Annotated in this window: 20 protein-coding genes and 1 tRNA gene; 12 read left to right on the top strand and 9 right to left on the bottom strand. The window is 55.1% G+C overall.

Going from position 1 to position 22470, the window contains the following annotated elements; genetic code table 11:
- Positions 1-5: 5 nt before the first annotated feature.
- The 4 genes from ACP7AJ_RS12895 (at position 6) to ACP7AJ_RS12880 (ending at position 3441) form a co-directional block, all read left to right on the top strand.
- Positions 6-1022, top strand: a complete 1017-nt coding sequence (locus tag ACP7AJ_RS12895) for a hypothetical protein (protein ID WP_426060618.1) — start codon at positions 6-8, stop codon at positions 1020-1022.
- Positions 1023-1078: 56 nt separating this feature from the next.
- On the top strand, positions 1079-1738 hold the full coding sequence (locus tag ACP7AJ_RS12890; RefSeq protein ID WP_426060617.1) for a class I SAM-dependent methyltransferase: 660 nt from the start codon (positions 1079-1081) through the stop codon (positions 1736-1738).
- 96 nt (positions 1739-1834) lie between these two features.
- A complete protein-coding gene (locus ACP7AJ_RS12885) occupies positions 1835-2533 on the top strand; it encodes a class I SAM-dependent DNA methyltransferase (protein ID WP_426060616.1) in 699 nt (232 codons plus the stop codon).
- A gap of 47 nt (positions 2534-2580) precedes the next feature.
- Positions 2581-3441 carry a glycosyltransferase family 2 protein gene (locus ACP7AJ_RS12880; RefSeq protein ID WP_426060615.1) on the top strand — a complete coding sequence of 287 codons (861 nt, stop codon included), beginning with the start codon at positions 2581-2583 and terminating at the stop codon, positions 3439-3441.
- An 834-nt stretch (positions 3442-4275) separates the two neighbouring features.
- Here the strand turns inward: ACP7AJ_RS12880 and ACP7AJ_RS12875 are convergent.
- From ACP7AJ_RS12875 to ACP7AJ_RS12850, 6 genes are all read right to left on the bottom strand, one after another.
- Positions 4276-6030, bottom strand: coding sequence for an ABC transporter ATP-binding protein (locus ACP7AJ_RS12875; protein ID WP_426060614.1), 1755 nt, complete (start codon positions 6028-6030; stop codon positions 4276-4278).
- 539 nt (positions 6031-6569) lie between these two features.
- Complete coding sequence (locus ACP7AJ_RS12870) at positions 6570-6740, bottom strand: hypothetical protein (protein WP_426060613.1); 171 nt, start codon at positions 6738-6740, stop codon at positions 6570-6572.
- Positions 6741-6881: 141 nt separating this feature from the next.
- Positions 6882-7526 (bottom strand): serine hydrolase domain-containing protein, encoded by a 645-nt coding sequence (locus tag ACP7AJ_RS12865; protein ID WP_426060630.1) that lies wholly within the window; start codon positions 7524-7526, stop codon positions 6882-6884.
- Between the two features lie 12 nt (positions 7527-7538).
- On the bottom strand, positions 7539-7754 hold the full coding sequence (locus ACP7AJ_RS12860) for a hypothetical protein (protein ID WP_426060612.1): 216 nt from the start codon (positions 7752-7754) through the stop codon (positions 7539-7541).
- Positions 7755-8170: 416 nt separating this feature from the next.
- Positions 8171-8245, bottom strand: a tRNA-Val gene (locus ACP7AJ_RS12855).
- 68 nt (positions 8246-8313) lie between these two features.
- Positions 8314-8496 carry a hypothetical protein gene (locus ACP7AJ_RS12850; protein WP_426060611.1) on the bottom strand — a complete coding sequence of 61 codons (183 nt, stop codon included), beginning with the start codon at positions 8494-8496 and terminating at the stop codon, positions 8314-8316.
- An 8-nt stretch (positions 8497-8504) separates the two neighbouring features.
- On the opposite strand from ACP7AJ_RS12850, the gene ACP7AJ_RS12845 reads away from it, so the two are divergent.
- Complete coding sequence (locus tag ACP7AJ_RS12845) at positions 8505-9383, top strand: TerB family tellurite resistance protein (RefSeq protein ID WP_426060610.1); 879 nt, start codon at positions 8505-8507, stop codon at positions 9381-9383.
- Between the two features lie 190 nt (positions 9384-9573).
- On the opposite strand, the gene ACP7AJ_RS12840 is transcribed toward ACP7AJ_RS12845, so the two are convergent.
- Together ACP7AJ_RS12840 and ACP7AJ_RS12835 are read right to left on the bottom strand one after the other, a co-directional pair.
- On the bottom strand, positions 9574-10674 hold the full coding sequence (locus ACP7AJ_RS12840; RefSeq protein ID WP_426060609.1) for a mechanosensitive ion channel family protein: 1101 nt from the start codon (positions 10672-10674) through the stop codon (positions 9574-9576).
- A 141-nt stretch (positions 10675-10815) separates the two neighbouring features.
- The gene (locus tag ACP7AJ_RS12835) at positions 10816-12075 is read right to left on the bottom strand and encodes an ABC transporter permease (protein ID WP_426060608.1); all 1260 of its coding nucleotides are present in this window, start codon (positions 12073-12075) and stop codon (positions 10816-10818) included.
- A 273-nt stretch (positions 12076-12348) separates the two neighbouring features.
- On the opposite strand from ACP7AJ_RS12835, the gene queA reads away from it, so the two are divergent.
- From queA to ACP7AJ_RS12805, 6 genes are all read left to right on the top strand, one after another.
- Positions 12349-13398, top strand: a complete 1050-nt coding sequence (queA, locus tag ACP7AJ_RS12830; RefSeq protein ID WP_426060607.1) for a tRNA preQ1(34) S-adenosylmethionine ribosyltransferase-isomerase QueA — start codon at positions 12349-12351, stop codon at positions 13396-13398.
- 99 nt (positions 13399-13497) lie between these two features.
- On the top strand, positions 13498-14214 hold the full coding sequence (locus ACP7AJ_RS12825; RefSeq protein ID WP_426060606.1) for a 2-C-methyl-D-erythritol 4-phosphate cytidylyltransferase: 717 nt from the start codon (positions 13498-13500) through the stop codon (positions 14212-14214).
- A 243-nt stretch (positions 14215-14457) separates the two neighbouring features.
- Entirely contained in the window at positions 14458-15243 is a 786-nt protein-coding gene (locus ACP7AJ_RS12820) for an enoyl-CoA hydratase-related protein (protein ID WP_426060605.1), read from the top strand.
- A gap of 661 nt (positions 15244-15904) precedes the next feature.
- On the top strand, positions 15905-18904 hold the full coding sequence (locus tag ACP7AJ_RS12815) for a T9SS type A sorting domain-containing protein (protein WP_426060604.1): 3000 nt from the start codon (positions 15905-15907) through the stop codon (positions 18902-18904).
- Positions 18905-19500: 596 nt separating this feature from the next.
- A complete protein-coding gene (locus ACP7AJ_RS12810; protein WP_426060603.1) occupies positions 19501-20145 on the top strand; it encodes a hypothetical protein in 645 nt (214 codons plus the stop codon).
- A gap of 57 nt (positions 20146-20202) precedes the next feature.
- Entirely contained in the window at positions 20203-20484 is a 282-nt protein-coding gene (locus ACP7AJ_RS12805) for a hypothetical protein (RefSeq protein ID WP_426060602.1), read from the top strand.
- Between the two features lie 89 nt (positions 20485-20573).
- On the opposite strand, the gene ACP7AJ_RS12800 is transcribed toward ACP7AJ_RS12805, so the two are convergent.
- On the bottom strand, positions 20574-21419 hold the full coding sequence (locus tag ACP7AJ_RS12800) for a hypothetical protein (RefSeq protein WP_426060601.1): 846 nt from the start codon (positions 21417-21419) through the stop codon (positions 20574-20576).
- A gap of 240 nt (positions 21420-21659) precedes the next feature.
- Here ACP7AJ_RS12800 and ACP7AJ_RS12795 point away from each other — a divergent pair, with 240 nt between their 5' ends.
- A complete protein-coding gene (locus ACP7AJ_RS12795; RefSeq protein WP_426060600.1) occupies positions 21660-22211 on the top strand; it encodes a DUF4142 domain-containing protein in 552 nt (183 codons plus the stop codon).
- Positions 22212-22470: the final 259 nt, after the last annotated feature.

Raw genomic sequence — 22470 nt, 5'->3', positions numbered from 1 at the left:
TACTCATGAGCGCCAGCGCATCAACTACGATCAGCCAAGAGCTGATTCCTTTGTCGGAGCCAGAACGGTGGCGGGCGGCACTCATGAACGTGCCGCATGCCTTTGGGCATACTTGGGAGAATTGCCAGGCCATGCACCTTACGACGGGGCATCCCACCAACCTCTACCTGTGGCAACGCGGCGAAGCAAAAGTGGTGTGCCCGCTGGCTGAACGGCTCTTTCTGGGCGCCACGGACGTGGTAACGCCTTATGGCTTTTCCGGATTTGTGGGCACGGCCCCGTTGCCAGATTTTATGGACGACTGGCATCGTTTTGCTGCGCAGACCGGGTACGTATGTGGGTACATTGGGTTGAACCCGGTGCTGTCGAACGGCCTGGTCCTGTGCCGGACGGAGGCATTCACCTCCAGCCGGCTGTACGTAATGGATTTGCAACTCAGCGTTCAGGCGCTTTACCAACAGCTGTCGCAGAACAGAAAAAGGCAGCTAAAGGGGTTTGCAGAACGACAACATCTTTACGCCGTCGAACAAGAAGCGCTAAAGCACTTCTTTATGGCGCAGTATCACACCTTTTTTTCTCAAAAAAACGCTGCGTCTACTTATAATTTTTCGTTGCCAACCCTTGCCTATCTGTTAAGCATCGACGAGGTTGTGCTCGTTGGCTACGCCGAAGCAAACGAAGTGAAAGCCGTAGCCGTGTTTGCTTACACTGATTACATGGGCGAGTATTTGTTTAGCGTATCACTGCCCGGCCACGAACACCACACGACGCCATTACTCTGGTATGGGGCCCTGCAGCTCAAGGAAAAGCAAGTTCGTTACCTGAACCTGGGCGGAGGCGCGAAGCCTGGCGACTCCATTGCGGCTTTTAAGCAACGGTTTGGCGCTTTGGACCTGCCGTTGACAGCCCTGAAACAGGTGTACCAGCAGGAGCAATACGTGGCGCTGTGCGAGCAGGCAGGAGTGGATCCCGCCGCCAAGCAAGGCTACTTCCCCCCCTACCTCCGGGCTGCGCGCACCTAGTGAGTTGAAACACAAGTCGTGGATAGGTTATTGAGTAATATTATCCTCAGAAGACAATGAGTGCGCAGAAAAAATACATGGAAATCGTAGAGCACTACGAAGCCTGCCTGCGCCAGCACGGCGATACGCACTTGGGCGTGGATTGGCCCATAGAAAAGGACACCCATCTCCGGCACCAGGTAATGCTCGACGTTATCCGTGAAAGCGGGGACACCGCCGTATCGCTGCTTGATTTTGGCTGCGGCACCAGCCATTTATACGACTACCTGCAGCGGGGCAATTATCCACGGGTAGAATACATTGGGCTGGATATTTCGGCGGAGTACGTGCGGGTAGCGCAGGCCAAGTACCCGCACCTTGCCTACCATTGCCTTGACGTTTTGGCAGCGGGCACGGCCATTCCCGATGTGGATTACGTCGTAATGAACGGGGTATTCACAGAAAAGCGCGGCTTGTCCTTTGAGGAAATGTGGGCCTATTTTCAGCAAGTGCTGATAGCGGTCTTTCCTCACGTCAGGCGCGGCTTGGCTGTCAATGTGATGTCGAAGCACGTGGACTGGGAGCGCGACGAGTTGTTTCACTTGCCCATGGATGTATTGGCCGCTTTTTTAAAAGAAAAAATCAGCCGGCACTGGGTGCTTCGGCACGAGTACGGGCTTTATGAGTATACGGTTTACCTTTACAAAGCTCCGGGTGGCGCAATTTTCTCATCCTAACCCTACGTTGGCGAGCAGTCAAGCGCATCGCTGCGAGCTTCAGTTGGAGACGGCCCGCATAATTTCACACCTTTCTATCTTGATTTCACGAGTCACATGTTTACGAAAACAGCCGAATACTACGACGCCCTGTATCATTTCAAAGATTACGAGGAAGCCGGGAATGCGCTGCACGCTCTTATTCAGCACCAGGCTCCGCAAGCAGCAAGCTTGCTGGACGTGGCCTGTGGAACGGGAAAGCACCTGGCGTACTTACATAACCGGTACGCCTGTGCTGGGTTGGACCTGAACCCTGAATTGCTGGCCGTGGCACAAAAGCGCTGCCTGACCGTGCCGTTCCACCACGCCGACATGACGGATTTTCAATTGCCCGAGACGTTTGATGTGGTGGCGTGCTTGTTTAGCTCGATAGGCTACGTGCAGACCGTGGAAAACCTGCGTAAAGCCGTGGCGTGCTTCACGCGGCACCTGAACCCTGGCGGCCTGTTGGTGATCGAGCCGTGGATCACGCCGGAGAACTATTGGATCGACAAAATCACGGCTAACTTCGTCGATCAGCCAAACCTGAAAATCGCTTGGATGTACACCAGCCAGCTGCACGGACTCACGTCGGTGTTCGACATCAACTACCTAGTGGGCACAGCCGAGGGCGTGACCAGTTTCACGGAGAGTCACATAATGGGCTTATGGACCGATGCCGAGTACCGGGAGGCCATCGAAGCCGCGGGCGTGGCGGTGAACTATGACCCTAAGGGCCTATTTGGTCGAGGCATGTATTACGGCACAAAGGCCTAATTGCGTTAGCTCAGGGTATTAAATAACTACTAATATTATGCAAGGGCATGGTTGACATAAGTGTATGGATTACCACCTTCAACCATGAGCAATTCATTGCCGAAGCCATTGAGAGCGTCTTGATGCAGCAGACCACTTTCACTTATGAGATAGTCATTGGGGAAGACTGTTCGACCGATGGCACCCGGGACATAGTACTCGAATATAAGTCCAAGTATCCTGAAAGGATTCGACTGTTACTACCTGAAAAAAACTTGGGAATGATTCCTATGACCTGGGCCTCATATAGCTACTGTGCAGGCAGATATGTGGCTTGGCTGGATGGGGATGATTACTGGACTGATCCTTTCAAACTTCAGAAGCAAGTAAGTTTTTTAGAGGACAACCCCGCATTCTCATTCTGTTTTCACAGGGTCCAAATTAAAGGTTCTAGATATTCATATATTTCTAAAGATCCGTCAATGAGCAACACTGATGACACGCTAGCTGCCATAGACTTTACACAAATTCGTAATCCTGCACATTCGTTGTCTGTTGTTCATCGAAGAATTCCAATAGCAGATTTGCCAGCGTGGGTTTTTAATTTACCCTTTCCAGATTTGGGGCTTCACTTTGTCTTTTGCAAATACGGGAAAGCGAAATACTTTAGGGACGTAATGGGAACCTACCGAATTCATGACTCAGGAGCACACTCAGGACAATCGGATTACTATAATTTTACCAAGGTTGTCGAGTTCTTTAAAATATTAAAGGCTGCAGATGGCAAAGAATACGCAGCTAATATTGATAAAATCCTAAAATACCACCATTATAGGCTAATAAAGCGTGGCTTCATGAGTGCTAAAGCCGTAAAATCAGTTTTATCAAAATTAAGATTTGTATATTTATATTTCAAAAAGTATAGCTAATTAAATTTATTATTTTTAACAATTAATATTTAAATCGACAACGGCCTTTAAATGCTTTGCTCATGGCAATAGGTCCGGCACCAAATTGATGCCAATGCCGAACCTAAGCCCCGCTTATGCCGTGCTGCCGATTTTCTCTGCCTGCATCCGGAGACCCTGCGAGTGGTTTGCATCGCGCATACTTTTCGACTTACTCTGCGGCCCTATTCGGTTAGTTGCGCCCATCGATCATGAATTCGCAATGGAAGTATACCGGCTGGCGGCGGAGAACAGATCCACGGCAAAATTAGTTATAACGAATGCGCTTGCGACAGCGCCTGATATTGCCCCTGGAGCCTTTGGAAGCAGAAGGTTGCACAGTCAGGACGAAGCCAGCGCGTCTACCTACGCCCCAAGCACACTTCGCTATCGCTTTTTCTTTTTACGGTGTGCTTAACGTGCAACTTTTTCCGGATGCCCGGACGGCAATCTGTCCTTACTTGCTTTTGGCACTGACGAAGGCTGCCCTATCGTCAGCGCCGAAACAGCGGATGCCGTTGACGTGCTGCTGCTGGGTCGAGGTTCACTTTGTTTTCCAGCTCATGATTGAGCGGCTTGTGCGCGGGCCCTGCTAACAGAACTTCAGCAGCCGGCTCAGGTGCGTGAGTTGAACAGCCTAACCAACCGCAGCCCTAGTGCAGAAGCGACACAGCCCGCGTGAAGAGTCATACCAATTCGAAGGGATTTTGGACTACATAACGTCTGCTAATGCCCAATTGGTGACTATTTCGATTTAAGACGCCCGTAGCTGTTGCAGAACTGTTAGACGTGCGTCCCAGCAGGGTAGCCAAAAGGTTAGCTCAACAAATCGGCATACTGGTGCTCAGCTACAAGCTTGCCGTTGCGCAATTCATAGATTCGGTCGCACTGTTGCAGCGTTGTAATCCGGTGCGCAATGATGAAGATGGTAATGTTTGTGTGGGAAAGTTTGCTTATGGCTTCGCTGACTTCCCGTTCGGTTTCGTTATCGAGGGCACTGGTTGCTTCGTCCAACACCAATACTTCGGCTCGTTTGTAAAGAGCGCGTGCTATGCCGACGCGCTGGCGCTGCCCCCCCGACAACCGGGAGCCCCGCTCGCCAATGGGTGTGTTCAGCCCTTCAGGCAAGCTTGCCACAAAATCGGTTAAAGAGGCCTGTTCCAGTGCGTAATGCATGCGCTGCGTGTCTACTTGTTCGTCCCGCAGCGTGATGTTGTCCTGAATAGAGGCCTCCATCAGGAACGTATCCTGCTTCACATAGCCAACTATATTATACCAGGCATCCAATGTTTCTTCTGACAGCGGCACTCCATCAACTTTGATGTTGCCTATGCTCTCCATATAGAAACGCAACAAGACATTCATTAGCGTGGTTTTACCCGAGCCGGAACTGCCAATAATACCTATTTTTTCCCCTTTCCTCACAGTGAATGATATATCCTTCAGTACTAGATCCTCACTATTCGGAAATGCAAACGAAATGTGGTCAAACGAAATTGTTTTTTCAAACTTTATTGCTTGCTGCGCTGGTCGGGGACGAGTTAAGTATTCGCGCATTGTGAGCAGATCATCCACCACGTACTGGTTTTGTTTCATGGTGACCAATGTCGTAAGCAGCCTGTTGATGGAGGGCATCAGCCGATAAGCAGAGGCTGCAAATAAGCCAACAATAGTAACTAAGCCAGTAGGGTTATCCGAAAATAATAATGAGTAAAGGAAAATAATTACTACCGCCGCAATGGCAACCATTTCGATGAGGCGGACAGGAATAAGAGAATATAAATAAGATTTTGCTTCCAGCGCCTGATATTTTTCTTCGTTATTAAGCAAACGCTGCATAAACTTGGTTTGTTTGCCGGCCAATCTCAATTCGATAAAGCCAACAAATGATTCTGACAGCGCGCTGAGAGATATTGGCCGAAGGCTAGAAAGTGTAGTGCCCAGATTCTCCACCCTATTCCGTAACCCCCAATATATGAAAGACATGGTAGGAACCAAAACGAGGCCTAAAATCAGAAATAGAATAGGCTGGTATAACAACATACCAATCACTACCAAAATGACAATTATTAGCTCAGAAAAGAAAATAAATAATGGACGAATGATTCCATATACGTAATCATTAGAAACATTCAGCGTACTATTTATTAGATTAGAAGAACCAACTTCATTAAAAAGAAGAAATGGCAAGTTAATGTGCTTTTGAAACTGCCGGTCTATGACTTTTAAGGCAATATGAGCAGTAAACCTAGTCTGTTGGTAATTAATAAATGTGGAAAATAAATTCTTAACCAAGAAAAAAAGGAGTATGTTTAGTATTATAAATATTAAAAAATTTACTTCTGTGTTGAATCCTAATTTATTATACAGCCACAACGCATGTTCATTTTGTAAAATAGAACCGGGCCGTGAGGCAGCGATAATGACTGGAACAAGCGAGGCGAGACCAAACACATCAAGCACCGATGAAATAAGCAATAAGGCAAACATAACGATGGCTTTACGCTTGTCCTGCGGCGTTAGATAATATCTTATGCTATTTAAAGACCTTAGTACAACCCCTTCTTTCATATACCTTTACTCAATTTAACTATTGATTAGTCTTGCAAACACATGCATTTGCAAACCCTTCTGAGACATTCCACCAAGCCACCATCCATCGAAGTGCTAATTATTAATCGCTAACGCACTAAGTGAATATTTTTGTTTGCGTCTTCAGAGTTAAATCCGGAGTTATAAAGATAGTCAACCGAGGTGGGCTAGTTGAAAAAGACAGTATGAGGTCTTACATCTCGCTGCCCATGAACACAAAACCATGTCTTTGTGGACTGCCCTCCACCCGCAAGAGATGCACGCCCGTCTTCAAGGACAAGTGCGCGCGCCCAGTGGCTACCGGTGAGGGGGACCAGCTAAGCCAGACACAATTGAGACGTGGTTTGGAACTGGGATTCGAAGTAGTTGGGGTTAAATAGCCCAGGGCCGATTGGCAGCGTTCGGCAGGTTCTCGTGACAACGGGGCCAAAAATTACGGTCAGTACCCCTCCCGGTTCAGCCGTGTGGCTGCTTGGCCGTCAGCGACCAACCCGGTGCTGGTATTTTTCGAGCGTCTTCTAGATATTGTACATCGCCTGCTCGCCGGCCGCGGTGGAATAGCTGGTATTTAACACCAGCACCCGGCCGATGCCGGAGTTAAGGTCAAAAAACAACAGCGTGGCCACGCCGGGGTCGCCCCCGGTATGACCGATGAAGCCGGTGTAGCGGAAGCCCATGAACACGCCCACGTTGTAAAATTTGCTTTACGGGTTGCGCTCGTTGCGGTCCTCAAAATGGCCGGCTGCCAGCGCGGGCCGAAACAATTCGCGGTAACTCGCGGGCCGGAGCACCGTGCCCCGTCCCTGGTAGCCCCGAATCAGTTCGCGCAGTTATTTACTTAGGTCCGCGATGGACGACCGAACCCCCCCGTCGGGGTACGTGGCCTGTTCGTAATAAGGGAGGGGTACGGCGGGGGATGCATAGAGCCGCGCGTGTCGAACGAACGCCACGTCGGCGAAGCGCCAGCCCGAAGCGCGCATGTGCAACGGTCGGGTGAGGTACCGGGCCTTAAATGTGGGAAACGGCTGCTTGCTCGCTAGTTCTACCACATAGGCCGCCAGCGACGTGCCCACGTTGGAATAGTCGTAGAGCGCGCCGGGCCGGCGGGCGAGAAACCCCTTCGCCTGGTACCACTTGCCCGTTGGGGTCAGCACATTGTGCAGGAACACGGCCAGGCTCACCACCGAATCCGCCGGAATAAACGTCTGCATGTCCTCAAAAGCCAGCGACCCCTGCACGTCCTGGCCGGGCCGCAGGTAATAGTTTTTGCTCAGGTAAAAGTCGTTGTCGCGGATGCCGGACGTGTGGGTGGCCAAGTGGCGAAGCGTAATCGGCACGTCGGGAAACGCGGGGTTGACGACGGGGAACAGCAGGTACTTATTCACGGGGGCGTCCAGGTTGAGCAGGCCTAGCTCCTGCGCCTTGAGCAGGGCCAGGCCCACCACCGTTTTGGAAACCGACGCGATGGGTTGAATGGTGTGGGTGTCTTAGGCTTTTTGGGACTGCACCTCGGCCAACCCAAACCCGTGCTGGTAGCGGACGCCCTGTAGGCCCACGATGGCCACCCCAAACCCGTTGCAATGGCCTTGGCGGAGGATGGATTCCAACTCCGCCGTCAGCGAATCCTGCGCGGTCCGGTGCCGGGCACGCTGAGCGCTTGCCCGCGTGAAGGGGCCGAGCGCGAGGCAGAGGAAGAAGGTCAACAGCAGGGTCCGCATGCGTTAAGTTTAACCAGGAGAACAAACGGGGCCGCGGGCCGGCGCAGGGGAAAAGAAAGGCTCCTTTTGCTGAACCACTAAACCAACAGCGGCCGGAGCTCCTCATGTAGCGGAAACGGGCCTTCCTCGTCATTGTCGAGTTTAAGAAACTCGTCTACGATTCAAAGTTTACGGAACTCGGAAAGTAGATGAGTTTCGTAAACTCCATTCCGGCTTGTTTTGGACAGCTACTGTTTGCTGTAAACAACCTAAAAGCCCCGCGCCCTCAATTGAGGAACGCGGGGCTTTTGCGTAAAACATACCTGTGCCCAGCAGGCGGGCCTATGCTTGTTTAAACCATCGTTTAAACCAAAAGCAAAACAGCCACTTAGTATTGCTACTAAGTGGCTGTTAATCAATAGTGGGGGATGTAGGGTTCGAACCTACGACCCTCTGCTTGTAAGGCAGATGCTCTGAACCAGCTGAGCTAATCCCCCGTGGGTGTTTCCGTTTGGGATTGCAAAGATGGGGGGTGTTTTTGGAAGCACCAAATAAATTCTGGTTTTTATCGGTCAGCTTCTAGCGTTGCGAGGGTCAAATCGACAGCAACAATTTCATTTTCAGCGCCAGAAAAATTCTTTTCGCCTGCAAAAAAAATCGAATTCAGGAGCATCGGTTCGCCAAGCAACGTATTCCAACGGCCTGCGTTAAGCACGTCAAGTCCTTTTCCTCCCATTTCAACGTCCATTCTTTCTCATGGAAACCACCCTCCTTCAAAATTATTCTGAAGCTGAAAAAACTGCCTACTTAAGCGCTATCGCCAGCTTGGCCAGTGCCGACCGCCAAGCCTCCGGCCCGGAAATCGAGTTCCTGCAAGCGTTGACTCAACAAGCAGGGTTATCTGCTGGGGCGGCCCAGCAGGTGCTGTCCGCTGCCCAGGACCCCTCCAATCAAGGCATTCAGCAAAGCCTCGACGCCCTTAAGAAGAGCGACCTGCGCTACTCGCTGATTACGGACCTCATCAGCTTTGCCCGCGCCGATGGAGCATACTCCAACGACGAGGAAGCCATGATTACTAAAATGTCGCAGTACCTCGGCATCAATCAGCAGCAGCAGAAGACTCTGGAAACAGTGGTCGACCAGGCCGAAACCGTGGCTCACGACCCCCAGGACCCTGCCAAAACCGGTTTCTTTGACCGCGTTGGCGACAAGCTCTCCAGCGCCGGCATTCCCAAGCAGGCCCTTATGGCTGGCTTGCTGGGCGTAGTAGCTCCCATGGTTATTTCCCGGGTGATGGGCGGGGGCAACCGCTCCCAAGGCTACGGCAACCGGGGAGGCGGCATGATGAGCAGCGGCATGGGCGGCCTGCTCGGCGGGGCCGCACAAAGCGGCATGGGCGGTTTGCTGGGCGGCCTACTCGGTGGCGGCATGCTGGGCGGCGGCTCATCAGCGGGTATGTCTCAGCGTGGCGCGGGCATTGGCAATGGCGGCCTGGGGTCGATGATGTCCATTCTCGGTGGCCTGGGCGGGCGGCCCAACACGCAGCCAGCCCATGCAGGTGGCGGCGGCCTGGGCTCGCTGCTGGGCGGTGGCGGCATGGGTGGCCTGCTTGGCGGCCTGCTCGGCGGCCGATAATGTCTGACCCGCGGCTTCCGGCGGATTTTCCGGATTCCACGAATTTTTTAGTCGGTGCAATTGGATTTACATCCAATTATAAGCGCCGATAGGATGCAATGAAAAGGCTACTCACGCGAGTGGCCTTTTCTTATTTTAGCGATAGAATGAACCCCTTTTGAAATCCCAAAAGTGCGCCGAACGCTGTGGTTCAAGGCTTTTCGCGCACCACGGCAAATACGCCCCCGTGCTGCTCTACCACTTCCACCAAGCGGTAGTTCAGGTCTTCTTTCACATTGATGTATTCATCGTAGCTGGTCGTGTCTACGAAGTACTGCACGTTTACTTCCTTGCCCATGAGGGTAAGCGCACTGAACTTGATTTGCACGTCCTGGCTCACAAGCGGATGCGCTTGCATGGCGGCCAGCGAGTCGGTGATAATGTCGTGCAGCTGGGCGCTGGTGGTCTTTTGGTCGAAGGTGAGCGTAAAGCCTACGCGGCGGGAAGTGCGGAGCGAGAGGTTGTCCAGCGGCTTGTCAATCATGCTTTTGTTGGGCACGGTGAGGTAGCTTTTCTCGGCGGTGCGAAGGCGGGTGCTGCGGAAACCGATTTTTTCGACGGTGCCGCTCACGGGGCCGGCCGTCACCAAGTCGCCCACTCCGAAGGGCTGGTCGAGGAAGATGGTGAAGGAGGCAATGAGGTTTTCGAGGCTCTCTTTGGCAGCAAAAGCCACGGCCAGGCCGCCTATGCCAAGGCCACCCACCAGCGCCGTCACGTTCACCTCAAATACCTTCCCCAGCGCTACGAGAGTGGCGACGATGATGAAAAAAACCTTTAGCAGGTCTTTGGCAAAGGGCAGAAACTGGTTGTCAAGGCGAGTTGGGCTGTGGGCTACCCGAATCGCGGCGCGGCGCGAAATCACCAGCAGGGCAAAGTCGATAAGGCGCAAGGCCACCTGCGCAGCGGCCACGATAAACGCCAGCGAAAGCAAACGCAGCAGCAACACCTCGTGCCAGGGTAATTGCCCCGAGACCGGGGCGTTGGGGCCATGCGGATAGGTAAGGGTGGCGCCGGCTAGCTGCAGCGTCACCACCAGAAGCAGCGTGGAAAGCGGTTGAATAAGCAGCCCGTGCAGTTCTTCCTCGCTCACGCCACCGGTGTAGCGCCTGGTTAGGGAAAAGAGCATCTTGCTGAGGAGCCGCGAGAAAACCCGCCGCAACGCGCTGCCTACCACCAGAATCAGGACGGCTATCAAGTATTGCCCCAGGGTATTACCCAGAAATTCGTAGTATAAAAAGGAGGGTAATTTCATGCAAATTGTGTCGCCAGACCTCAGCCGGACGGGTAGTTGGTAAATGAATTAAGTTTCGATGATTAGGACTGCTGTGGGCCCTGATTGTGCCAGCTAGTTATTGCTGCCCAACGACTCGCTTGCGCTGCCCGGCGCTATTCGCTATTTGGCCCGAATAGCGATAACCGGGTCCAGGTTGGCAGCCAGCACAGCCGGCACAATGCCCGCAATGACCCCAATGCCCACCGAAATCAGCAAGCCCAGCAGGATGCGGGTGGCCGACATGCTGAGCGGCAGCGCGTCCTGCGGCACCAGCGTCACAAACCACACCAGCAGTATGCCCGCTAAGCCACCAATGAGGCACAGGAAAATTGCTTCAAACAGGAACTGGAACAGAATGAAGAAATTCTTGGCCCCCAGCGACTTCTGAATGCCGATGATGTTGGTCCGCTCCCGCACCGACACAAACATGATGTTGGCAATGCCGAAGCCGCCCACCAGAATGGCAAACGAGCCAATAATGCCGCCCACAATGCCAATCACGCCAAATAGCTTGCCTACGGCGGCAGCTACCATCTCGGGGCGGTTCAGGGCGAAGTTGTCTTCCTGCCGGGGCTTGAGGCCACGGATGTTGCGCATCACGCCGCGCATCTCGTACTCGAGGTCGAGCAGGCCGGGGTCTTCGTCGCGTCCCTTTACGGCCAGCGTGGCGCTGGGGCCGCCCCCAAAGCCATTGTTGAGGGTAAATATTTTGGTGAACATGCCGAAGGGAATGATGCAGTTGGCGTCGTTGCTGGAGATGGTGAGCAGCTTTTTGCCTTCCTTCTCCATCACCCCGATAACGGTGAGGGTCTGGCCACGGGCTTTGAACTGCTTGCCAAGGGCGTTGCCGTCGGGAAAGAGGTTTTCGGCGATGGTGGCCCCGATGATGGCTACGGGCCGGGCCGCGTCCATTTCCTGTGAGGTAAAGTAGCGGCCTTCTTTCACAGGCACGTTGCTCACGGCCCGGAAGTCGTAGCTCACCCCCTGCAGCACGCAATCGGACACGGAGTTGGAGCCCGCCTTGAGGTTGTTGCCGTTGCTGGCGGCGAATATGGCAATGCCTTTGTTGTTGGGTCCCAGCTGCCTGCGAAGCTGCTGAAACTCGCGCGGCGTGGGAACGGGCCGCTGAAAATACTTCCACCAAGGAAAATCTGGTCTAAAATCTAATGGCCACTTCGAGACGTAAATCACCTTATCGCCGGCAAAATCGAGGCTGCTCCGGATGTTGGCCTCCAGTGAATCGACGATGGTGAAGACCGAGATAATGGAGAAGATGCCGACCGTGACGCCCAACAACGATAAGATGGTGCGCAACAAGTTGGATTTAAGCGCATCCCAGGCAAAGCGAAAACTTTCTAAGGTGAGGCGAAGGGCAAGCATATACGAGAACGGGTGGAGGATGCAGAAAGAAGGAATGGAATAAGAAAGGCACCACAGGGCGCCTAAGACCGAGTTTGGGGAGCCCGGTGCCTCGCTGCGACGGCAGCAAAGGGTTGGCACCGGGTAGCAAAAGACGGAAGACTGTGGGGAAGTTGCTGAGCCATACAGGTCGCACGCGCAACTCTGCCGGGCACAAAAACGGATACTAAGAGAAAAAGCCGTACTTTTGCCTCCCCAAATTTCCGTAAATTCCCCCAAATACTGCCCATGGCGATGAAATTGCATGAGTTCAAGTTCGAGCTCCCCGAGGAACTGGTTGCTCTGCATCCGGCCCGCAACCGCGACGAAAGCCGCCTGATGGTGGTGCACCGCGCCACCGGCCAGATTGAACACCGCACCTTCAAAGATATCCTCGATTACTTCAACGAAGGCGACGTAATGGTGCTCAACGACACCAAGGTTTTTCCGGCCCGCCTCTACGGCAACAAAGAAAAAACCGGTGCCAAGATTGAAGTGTTCCTGCTGCGCGAACTGAACAAGGAGCTCCGGCTCTGGGACGTGCTGGTGGACCCTGCGCGCAAAATCCGTGTCGGCAACAAACTCTATTTCGGCGAGTCCGATATGGTGGCCGAGGTAATCGACAACACCACTTCGCGTGGCCGTACCATCAAGTTCCTGTTTGATGGCACCGACGAGGAGTTCCGCAAGGCGCTGTACGAGCTGGGCGAAACCCCCATCCCGAAAGAAGTCCTCAACCGGGAAACCGAACCGGCCGACAAAGAGCGTTACCAGACCATCTACGCCGAGAACATTGGCGCGGTAGCCGCCCCCTCGGCTGGCCTGCACTTCACCCGTGAGGTGATGAAGCGCATGGAAATTAAGGGCGTCGACCCGGCTTTCGTGACGCTGCACGTGGGTCTGGGCACCTTCCGCACGGTAGACGTGGAAGACCTGACCAAGCACAAGATGGACTCCGAGAACTTCATCGTCACGGCCCCGGCCTGCGAGGTAGTGAACAAGGCCTTGGACGCCAAGAAGAAAGTGTGCGCCGTGGGCACCACCACCATCCGCGCCATGGAGGCGTCGGTGTCGGCCAATGCCCGCATGAAGCCCACCCAGGGCTGGATTGACCGGTTCATCTTCCCGCCCCACGATTTCAAAATCGCCAACTGCCTGCTCACCAACTTCCACATGCCGGAGAGCACGCTCATCATGCTGGCCGCCGCCTTTGCCGGCTACCCCCTGCTGATGGAGGCCTACAAGGAAGCCATCAAGGAGAAGTATAAGTTCTTCAGCTACGGCGACGCCATGCTGATTCTGTAAGCGAATCAACCATTACCTGAATGAGTGAAGGCTCGGCTGTGTTTGCGGCCGGGCCTTTTGCTTTGCTGAGTACTTTCCTGCTGAAAACGCCTAATGTTTATGGCCCCCTCCCCTTCTTCCCCGCTTCCGTCTTCCCGCACTGCGCGCTTCGCCATTCTGGTGGCCGGGGGCACTGGCTCGCGCATGGCCGCCGACCGGCCCAAGCAGTTTTTGCTGCTGCGCGGCGAGCCGGTGCTGCTGCACACCCTGCGCCGCTTTGCCGACCCGGCCCTGAGCGTGATTGAAATAATTGTAGTGCTGCCCGCCGACCAGCTCGAAACCTGGCGGGAGCTGTGCCGGGCCCACCAAGTGGCTATTGCGCACACGCTGGTGCCGGGCGGAGCCAGCCGCTGGGCATCGGTGAAAGCCGGTTTGGCGGCGCTGGGGGAGCATCAGGAGGGTTTGGTGGCGGTGCACGACGGCGTGCGGCCACTGGTGTCTCACTTAGTGGTGGAGCGTACATATGTGGCAGCGGCTACTCACGCGGCAGCCGCGGCGGCCGTGATGCCCAAAGACTCGGTGCGACTGCTGTCGCAGCACGGCTCAGCGGCCCAAAACCGCAGCCGCCTGCGTCTTATGCAGACGCCCCAGACATTTGAGATTGACTTGCTGCGCCGGGCGTATGCCATGCCTGAGCTTCCGGCCTTTACCGATGATGCCACCGTAGTAGACGACTTGTGCCGCGTGCAGCTGGTAGAAGGCGACTACCGCAACTTAAAAATCACGACCCCTGAAGACCTGATAATAGCAGAAGCGCTGGTAGGACAAGGAGCTTAGGGGCTTTCCGAGATTTATTTGCCCGTCATGCTTAGACAAGCTCAGCATGACGGCCTTTTTGCGGGAAAAATGTTTTTTGGATAGGCTCCTAGTTCGGGATGAGGGAACGGCTGACTCGGAACTAAGGGAAGGGACTTCCTTTGCATAGCTTATAAAAAGCCAGCAAGAGCGAGAAACGCGGCCTGCCGTTATTTGCAGAACTCTGCTTTCCCTTCACTCATTCAGACATTCACCCATTATCTAATGGAATACACCAGCCTGCTTTACGACGTGCGCCCCGATGGCGTGGCCACTATTACTCTCAACCGCCCGGAGGTATTTAATGCCTTCAACGACCCGCTGAGCTACGAGCTGCAGGACGCCCTGAAGCAAGTGACGCGCGATGTGGCGGTGCGGGCAGTGGTGCTCACAGGTGCCGGCCGCGCCTTCTGCTCGGGCCAGGACCTGAAAGCGGCCCGGGGTGCGGAGAAACGCTCGTTCTACGACTCGCTGCACAAACGTTACAATCCTATTATCCGGGCCATGCGGGCCTTACCTAAGCCCATTATTGGGCGCATCAACGGGGTGGCAGCAGGAGCCGGCTGCTCACTAGCACTGGCCTGCGACGCGCTGGTGGCCAGCACCGAAGCTTCGCTAATTGAGGTATTCATCAACATTGGGCTGGTGCCGGATTCGGGCTCTTCGTGGTTTTTGCCGCGGCTGGTGGGCACCCTCAAAGCTTTTGAGCTATGCAGCCTGGGCACGAAAGTGCCCGCCGAGGAAGCCTTGCGCCTGGGCCTGGTGAACCAAGTAGTACCCCCTGACCAGCTGGACGAAGCCACCTACGCCCTGGCCGCCCGCTACGCAGCCGCCCCGACCAAGTCCATCGGCCTGATTAAGCAGATGCTCAACAAAGCTGGTGCCGCCACCCTGGACGAAATGCTGGACTACGAAGCCCATTGCCAGCAGATTGCCGGGGAAACCGACGACTACTTTGAGGGGGTAAAGGCCTTTAGCGAGAAACGCAAACCATTGTTTAAAGGCGCCTAAGGGCTACTCCCACTAGGACACAACAAGAGTCCCAGCGGGGCTGCCATCGGGAAGCAACAGGCTCTTCACTGAGTCATTTGCTTCCCGACGGCAGCCCCGCTGGGACTTTTTTTTGTGTCCATCCACTACTGCAAGCCTTGCTGTTGGCAGCTGGTGGCCAACAAGCAGGAAGTGTGGTGGGTGCAGAATGCCAATTACTATGGGCTGGCCAGCCGGTGACGGGTTTTGCAATCATTCAAGAACGACGCAGACTCAGCAAAATAACTCCGCCAGGGCTTCGCTGGGATGTATATCTCCCCCAGTTTCGGTCAGGAAACAAAACACCCTGCAGACCCTGGTTTACAAACTCCACTTGTTGGCCATTATAGCGTTTAGCTTGAATGCACAAACATATATAAATAAAACGAGCAACATCAACTATTAGTATTAAACAAATATAAATTGTGGTTATAATAAAAAATATAAACCCGCATGACATACCGCCTCTACTTATCGGCTGCCTATGATAATGGCCCCTTTATCTAATTCTGAGCTCTGGCTTTTGCGCAAGCCTCTGCTCGCTTCATAGGCTGCAGGGCTTGGTCATTTCTGATTGCTTTGGTAGGCACGCTTGCGTGCCTGCCTTTTTCTGATGCCACTTCCACCACATTCTTTCTGAGCTATGATGAATCCTTTCCACAACCTCAACAGAATAATTGCCCGGCGCCGTGCCAGCGGAAATCGATACCTACACCTTCTGGTGCTGTGCGTACTGGTCATATTTACTGGCACTTCTGGCGCCACAGCGCAAAGCCGGGGAGCAGCCGACCTCGACCAAATTCACAATGGCTCGGCCAGCCGGCCGCTGAACTTGCCCGATTGGGTGAATGGCAACGCCAACGCGCAACACGCCCATTTTCTGGAAGGCCACTCCATGGCTTATCGCTTGGTGCTGACAAAGCTGACACCCGGGTCTCACACCCTCGTGATTGGCTGGGACACCCGCGACCAGAGCAAACATGCGTTTGACTTTATCACGCATTATCAGAACCTGGAACCTCATGCCCAGTTTGGCCACCCGTCCGAAACGGTGACTCCGCTGCGCGGCCTCGCCCTGAGCAACGCGCCGATGACCACAGCAGCCATTCCCATGCCAGCGCAGCTGAATGCGCAGGCGGCGGCTACTTTTTCCGGCTTGCAAGCCGCTGGCAAAGCAGCAATGACCATGTTTAATGGTACGGCCATCACCGATGTACACTACGTGGTGCAGGGCGACCGCGGCGCGGCGCGGGCCGAAACGCGGCTGGCCATCACCTTCACGACTGCCAACAGCACGGTGGTTTTTGCCTGGGGTGGTCACATCGCAAGCCAGAAGGACTGGGGCGTGAAAAATTCGGCGAGCAGCATCAACGGCTCGCCTTACCACACGCGCCTGATTTCACTGGATGGCCGCGGCGGCAACCAAGACCGCTCGATGGCCGCTGCCGCCGTAAGTGCACCACCGACCCCGTGTGCTGTTACGACCAGCCTGGCGGCCGGTCCGGCCATTGCCTGCAACGGCGGCACCACCACGCTCACCGCCACGGCCACGGGAGGCACGGCACCTTATCAATACGCAATCAACGGCGGAGCCTTCGAGAGTACGAACAGCTTTACGGTGGGAGCCGGCACGTACTCGGTGGTGGCGCGCGATGCCCGCGGCTGCACCTCGGCTGCCGCCTCCCAAACCATTACCGCGCCCGCCCCGCTGGTGATTGAAGTGGGCAATGGCACCATTTTTTGCAATGGCGGCGTCACGCTGCTACGAGTGCTGAGCATTACGGGCGGCTCGCCGGACTACGAGCCCAGGGGCTACGAATTCTCATTTGACGGCGGGCGCACTTATAGCGGAAGCGTTGTTCAGGCGGTGCGGGCCGGTACCTACACCGTGATTGTGCGGAACATCGACACGGGCTGCACTTCCGTGCCCGTGGTGCGGGTAATTCCCGAACCCGCTCCGCTGGTGGCTACCCTTACGGCTCCGCCCATTGCCTGCGGCAACGGCACCACCACGCTCACCGCCATGGCTATGGGGGGCCGGGCGCCCTACTACTATTCGTTTGGCAGTGAGTTTCCCAACAGCACCACGAATACCTCAACGGTGGGCCCGGGCACGTACAGCGTCACCGTGCGTGACGCCAACAATTGCTTCTCTACAGCTACAGTCACGGTGCCACAGGCGCCTGCGCTGGTGCTTACTATTTCGGAGCCTGTGCCCATTCGCTGCTACGGGGCCATGACCTCGCTGCGCGCAGAGGCCACCGGCGGCACGGCCCCCTACAGGTATAGCTGGAGCCCCGAGGGGCAAACGGCCGCCACCATCATGGCCCGGGCGGGCGTCAACTACACGGTGACCGTGACCGACGCCAGCGGCTGCACGTCTTCGGCTTCGCGCTCGCTCGCGCAGCCCAGTGCGCCGCTGCGGGTGGCCACGGCCATCACCAATGAGACCTGCACCGGGGCCGACGGCACCGCCACGCTGCGGCCAACCGGCGGCACGGCTCCCTACACTTACGAGTGGAACCCAGCAGGGCCCACGGGCGCCACGGCCACCAACCTAACGGCCCGTACCTACTACGTCACCATCACCGATGCCAACGGCTGCCGCACCACGGCGGATGTAAGGGTGGGCAAAGTCAACGACTGCCTGGTACAGCACTGCACGCTCACGCAAGGCGGCTATGGCAATAGCAACGGCCGCTACTGCGGCGGCACACGACGTACGGATTTAATAACGGGGCTGCTTGCAAGCGGCGGCAACCTGGTGGTGGGCTCAGGCGCCCGCACGCTTGCGTTCACCAGCGCCAACGCTGCACAACAGGCCGCTTGCATTATTGCTGCCTTGCCGGCCGGTGGCCCGCCAACTGCGCTCCCGGCCACGGGCGGGCCAGCCACGGGCTGCTCGGCGCCCGCGTCGCTGCTCCGCAATGGCCGGTTCAACAACGTGCTGCTGGGTCAAACCATTGCTCTGAGCCTGAACGTGCGCCTCGATGCTTCCCTGGGTAGCATGGTGCTTCCGGCTTTTGTGGCGGGCACCAGCCGATACTCCCTTGCCTCTTATCCCGGCGCCAGCTGCACAGCTTCAGGGCCTTCCTCCACGAGTGCTGCTGCGGCCCTTAGTGTTACGCTGCCGGTATCGGTAGTGCGCTACCTGAGCCAGCTGGGCCAAAGCAATACGGTAGCGGGACTGCTGGCCCTGGCCAACCAAGCCCTGGGTGGTTCCACCGCCTCTCTGCCCAGCCTTGCGGACATCAACGAAGCTGTGTCGGCCATCAACGAGCTGTTTGTGGAGTGCCGCTGGCTGTTGGCACCAGTCACAGCTGCGCCAGTATCCAGCAGCATAGCGCCGGCCTCCACTGAGCAACTCCGGGCGCCCGAACAGCTCATCTCGCTGGCCGCCCTGCCTAATCCGGGCAACGAGCAGGTCTCCGTCGAGTTCCGGCTGACGACGGACAGCCCGGCCACCGTGACGGTGCACTCGGCGCTGGGCGCTAAGGTGGCTACCCTTTTCGATGGTCCGGCCACGGCAGGGCAGTTGTACCGATTGCCTCTTAAGACCAGCGTGCTGGCAAGTGGGGTATATTTCTATCGCATCAGCCTTCCAACTGGCTTCCAGACCAAGCGCCTGCTGTTGGTGCACTAACCTCCGGCTACCAGCGGCACGCTAAAAGCCCCTCCGTTTCCGGAGGGGCTTTTTTAGTACTAAAACGCATGCAGCTTTACCTCCCAAGCAGCGGATTTACGCTGCTAGTAGCCCCCATAGTGGCCTCTGTATGCACTCGACCTGGATATGCCTGGAAAACAGTCTCGCGACCAAGATGAGCAGTGGTGAAGAGCAAGCAGGTATACACCGTGCTTTATCATAATGTCCTGTTTGTAAAAAAGGCATCTCCTTTTCAGTGTGAGCTAATGAGTTTGGCCACGCAGACTATTCACACATCTGCTTGGTTCGATAATCCTAATGGGAGCTTGTCGCGAAAAGTGGACACCCAATCCTGATAGCTTCATTATCACCTCAACCATACATGCATTGGCTATTTATATAAATACAATATTGTTTAATTTGACTATTTTAATAAAATATCCATAATAACTTGACTCATAAGTGCATGTAAATTATAATTCGCGAGCTAATTATTTATTTAAAATATAAATATTACAATTATATATTATACCGATTTATTGTGTAACATATATTCGTTCAAATCTAAATCAGTTTATCACAAAAACCCACCATTCATGAAAGCACTTTACAAAATCATTCCAGCTAGCTTCCTGGCAACTGTGCTGCTTTTTACTGCCTGCGACAAGCAGAAAGAGAACGTTGGTCCAAGCGCTGTCAGCCAAAGTCAAGATGGCAAATCGCAACCCAATGGTGACTACTCAGTAAGCTACGTGGGCAAAGTGTACGCCCCAGTGGTTGGTTCCACCGGCTATACAACATTTACCTACCGAGTAACCCCCACCAGCAGCAGCCGCGATATCAGTCATTTTATACTGACATTGCCCTGCAAGAAAGATGACGGGAGCTACCGCTACGGCGCCAGCAACATCTACGACGTTGCCATCTCCTCGGGCGGCTTGGCCTGCACCACTACCAACATTAGTGCCACCGAAGGCTCGAGCACGGGCTGTGCGATGGACTCTGACGACAACTTCTTCAAAATTGACGGATTTGCTTGCACCAGCCGCAGCGCCAGCAGCCCCTACACCATCTCCTTCAAGAAGCTTGGCAACGTAGGCATTACAGATGGCAAGGCATGGGTAAAATTCAGCACTAATTGCACTACGCAAAATGTCCAAGTTCCTGGCTGCCCCGAAGCAACTGACAACGGCTGCTCGATGTCGCAGGGATTCTATTTCGCTAAACCTAACGTGGAATAGCCTGCAGCTACGGTTACCATTGGCGGCACTACGGCCAATAAGACAGAAGGACAGGCTTTGTGGGATGCGCACCCCGGCGGAAGCAATATCTACACCGCGGCTTTCTACCAGGCATCGGCCATCGAGCTGAGCATGGCGGCTAAGACCTACGACCCGCTTTCCATTGGAAATGTAAATACCCAGGTAGCAGAAATCAAGAATTTGCTCACTGGCATCGACCTGCTTGAGCGCGTGCCTACCGAAGGCAGCAATGCTGCGAAGGAAGCCGCGCTAAGGCAGTTGGCCAGCGAGATTGGCAATTGGATTGACGATAATCACTGCGTTACGGGCGCTAATTAATCATACTGACTCGCGCAAGCGGCGTCTGCCCCATAAAAAAAATCCGACTGCATGCAGCCGGATTTTTTTTATGGGGCAGACGCCGCCTTCTAGCGCAGCGTAATGGTTTTGGTGCGGCCGTTCACCGTCACCGATGCGATTCTATCGCAGTCCTGCGTCCCAGTGGGGTCGTAATTCAGCAGCATGACCTGGGCCTTGGCGTTGGTGATACTTATGGTGCCGGCCACGAAGTACTTAAAGCAGTCGCCGCGCTTGATAAGCGGGGTTTGGACGACGGTGGTGTAGGCTACACCGCGGCGGTTAGTGCCGTTGGCCGAACCCGTTACACTATATGCATCGTCGGAAACCTGGGGCGTGCCGTAGCCGGCCGTGCGGGTAAAGGTCCAGTTGGCAGACCAGGAATGGGCGCCCCCGTTGTTGGCCCGGATGATGCTGGCATCGGTCACGTCGACCGAAAAAGAGCCCAGTCCGAGGTCAGTAAAGGTACGGGTGGCAGTGTGCTGGTTGTCGTTCACGAAAAAATTGTCGCGGGTGACCACGGCGCCCGCGCGGCGCGTGAGCACATCGGTGGTGAAGCGCACGCGAATCTTGCCGCGGCGGTAGCGGCCATCGGGGCAGAGGCAGTTGCTGGGCCCGAAGTCGATGGTGAGCGTGCGGGCAGCGAAGTCGTAGCTGCGGGTGGCGCAAGCGCCGAACCGGATGCGAAACTCTGCGTCGGTGGTGAGGTAGGCCGAGCCTTGCACGCTGGGGTCGGCGGGACCAGCAGAATGCATGGCGTCGGAGCTAATGGCCGTTTCGACGTTGTCTTCGCTGCGGTCTTCGGCCGACGTGATGTCATCGGGTTCGGCGATGGAGTCGCGTTGGCAGCCGGTGGCAAAAAGCAAGCCGCTGGCCAGGCAGGCCAAAGCCAGGGAACGAAGAGCAGAGGTACGCATGAAATGTTGTGAAAGAGTTGGTGAAAGAATGAGAGATACTTGATACCGGTTGGACGCCGCCGAACTGTCAAGGTTTAAAGCCGCTGCTTAAAACTTGAGACCGCCCACAAAAGAACTCCGCTTCGGGGCAAACGTATAGCTGAAAATCTATACAATCAGGCTTTTTACTAATTCATTTTGTGTATGCATTGCTTCCTGCTTTTATCCCGCCCCTCGCGTCAGCTGTTTTTAAGGCTTGCCGTGGTGCTGCCTTTGCTAAGTGCTTGTTCGGGCAGCAACAGCAACGACGCCGTAGATGCTGCCAAATCCCAGAACCGTGACAAAATCAGCGAAGCCAATGTGACGAAAAAGCAGGAGGCCGACGCTGATTTCCTGGTGAAAGCCACCAGCAACGCGTTATTGCAAGTGGAGCTAGGCAAGCTGGCCCAGGCACGCGCCACCACGCCCGCAGTGCGCAACTATGGCAACCGATTGGTGAAAAGCCGCCTCGACCTCCTTGCCTCCCTGCGCAACGTAGCCGCCAGCAAGCAGCTGGCCGTGCCAGCCACCCTAGGCGGCGATGAGCAGGCCGCCTACCACGAGGTAAGCACCCAAACCGGCTCCGAAATCGACAAGCAGGTGATGAAACTTATCCTGAAAACGCAAAAGCAGGACGAGGACGCCTTCGACGACATGAAAGAAGACGCATATGACGGCGACATTCGCGCTTTTGCTGCCAAGTACTACCGCCCCGTAAAGGAGGAGCTGGCCATGGCCGAGGAAATTGACGAGACAATCGAGGACCTGCCCTAGCGCCGTTGGGTCCGGGGCTCATTTCGCACCGGCCTCCTGCCCTGGGTTTGTTCTTACGCGGCCCACTACTATGCTTGCCATCTGGTGAGGCAGGCCCGGGAATTATCTATGCCTCAACCAGCGTCCAGCTTAATGGAAATCAACGGTTCAGGTTAGGCAGCGGCGGCCGATAAAATACGGTCGAGCATGCAACATATTGCCCTTTACTGCCCGTACTAGCTGTGCTACCAGCAGCTTGGCAGTTTGCTAAACCCGTCTG

It is taken from the genome of Hymenobacter sp. B1770 (genome assembly GCF_049896385.1).
Lineage (GTDB): Bacteria > Bacteroidota > Bacteroidia > Cytophagales > Hymenobacteraceae > Hymenobacter.
Note: the sequence above shows the minus strand (reverse complement) of the source record. Positions and strands in the feature narration are given on the sequence as shown.

What these genes read in the sequence shown, in the direction of transcription:
- ACP7AJ_RS12895 (WP_426060618.1), top strand. Translation starts at nt 6, where the DNA reads ATGAGCGCCAGCGCATCAACTACGATCAGCCAAGAGCTGATTCCTTTG.
- ACP7AJ_RS12890 (WP_426060617.1), top strand. Translation starts at nt 1,079, where the DNA reads ATGAGTGCGCAGAAAAAATACATGGAAATCGTAGAGCACTACGAAGCC.
- ACP7AJ_RS12885 (WP_426060616.1), top strand. Translation starts at nt 1,835, where the DNA reads ATGTTTACGAAAACAGCCGAATACTACGACGCCCTGTATCATTTCAAA.
- ACP7AJ_RS12880 (WP_426060615.1), top strand. Translation starts at nt 2,581, where the DNA reads ATGGTTGACATAAGTGTATGGATTACCACCTTCAACCATGAGCAATTC.
- ACP7AJ_RS12875 (WP_426060614.1), bottom strand. Translation starts at nt 6,030, where the DNA reads ATGAAAGAAGGGGTTGTACTAAGGTCTTTAAATAGCATAAGATATTAT.
- ACP7AJ_RS12850 (WP_426060611.1), bottom strand. Translation starts at nt 8,496, where the DNA reads ATGGACGTTGAAATGGGAGGAAAAGGACTTGACGTGCTTAACGCAGGC.
- ACP7AJ_RS12845 (WP_426060610.1), top strand. Translation starts at nt 8,505, where the DNA reads ATGGAAACCACCCTCCTTCAAAATTATTCTGAAGCTGAAAAAACTGCC.
- ACP7AJ_RS12840 (WP_426060609.1), bottom strand. Translation starts at nt 10,674, where the DNA reads ATGAAATTACCCTCCTTTTTATACTACGAATTTCTGGGTAATACCCTG.
- ACP7AJ_RS12835 (WP_426060608.1), bottom strand. Translation starts at nt 12,075, where the DNA reads ATGCTTGCCCTTCGCCTCACCTTAGAAAGTTTTCGCTTTGCCTGGGAT.
- queA (WP_426060607.1), top strand. Translation starts at nt 12,349, where the DNA reads ATGAAATTGCATGAGTTCAAGTTCGAGCTCCCCGAGGAACTGGTTGCT.
- ACP7AJ_RS12825 (WP_426060606.1), top strand. Translation starts at nt 13,498, where the DNA reads ATGGCCCCCTCCCCTTCTTCCCCGCTTCCGTCTTCCCGCACTGCGCGC.
- ACP7AJ_RS12820 (WP_426060605.1), top strand. Translation starts at nt 14,458, where the DNA reads ATGGAATACACCAGCCTGCTTTACGACGTGCGCCCCGATGGCGTGGCC.
- ACP7AJ_RS12815 (WP_426060604.1), top strand. Translation starts at nt 15,905, where the DNA reads ATGATGAATCCTTTCCACAACCTCAACAGAATAATTGCCCGGCGCCGT.
- ACP7AJ_RS12810 (WP_426060603.1), top strand. Translation starts at nt 19,501, where the DNA reads ATGAAAGCACTTTACAAAATCATTCCAGCTAGCTTCCTGGCAACTGTG.
- ACP7AJ_RS12800 (WP_426060601.1), bottom strand. Translation starts at nt 21,419, where the DNA reads ATGCGTACCTCTGCTCTTCGTTCCCTGGCTTTGGCCTGCCTGGCCAGC.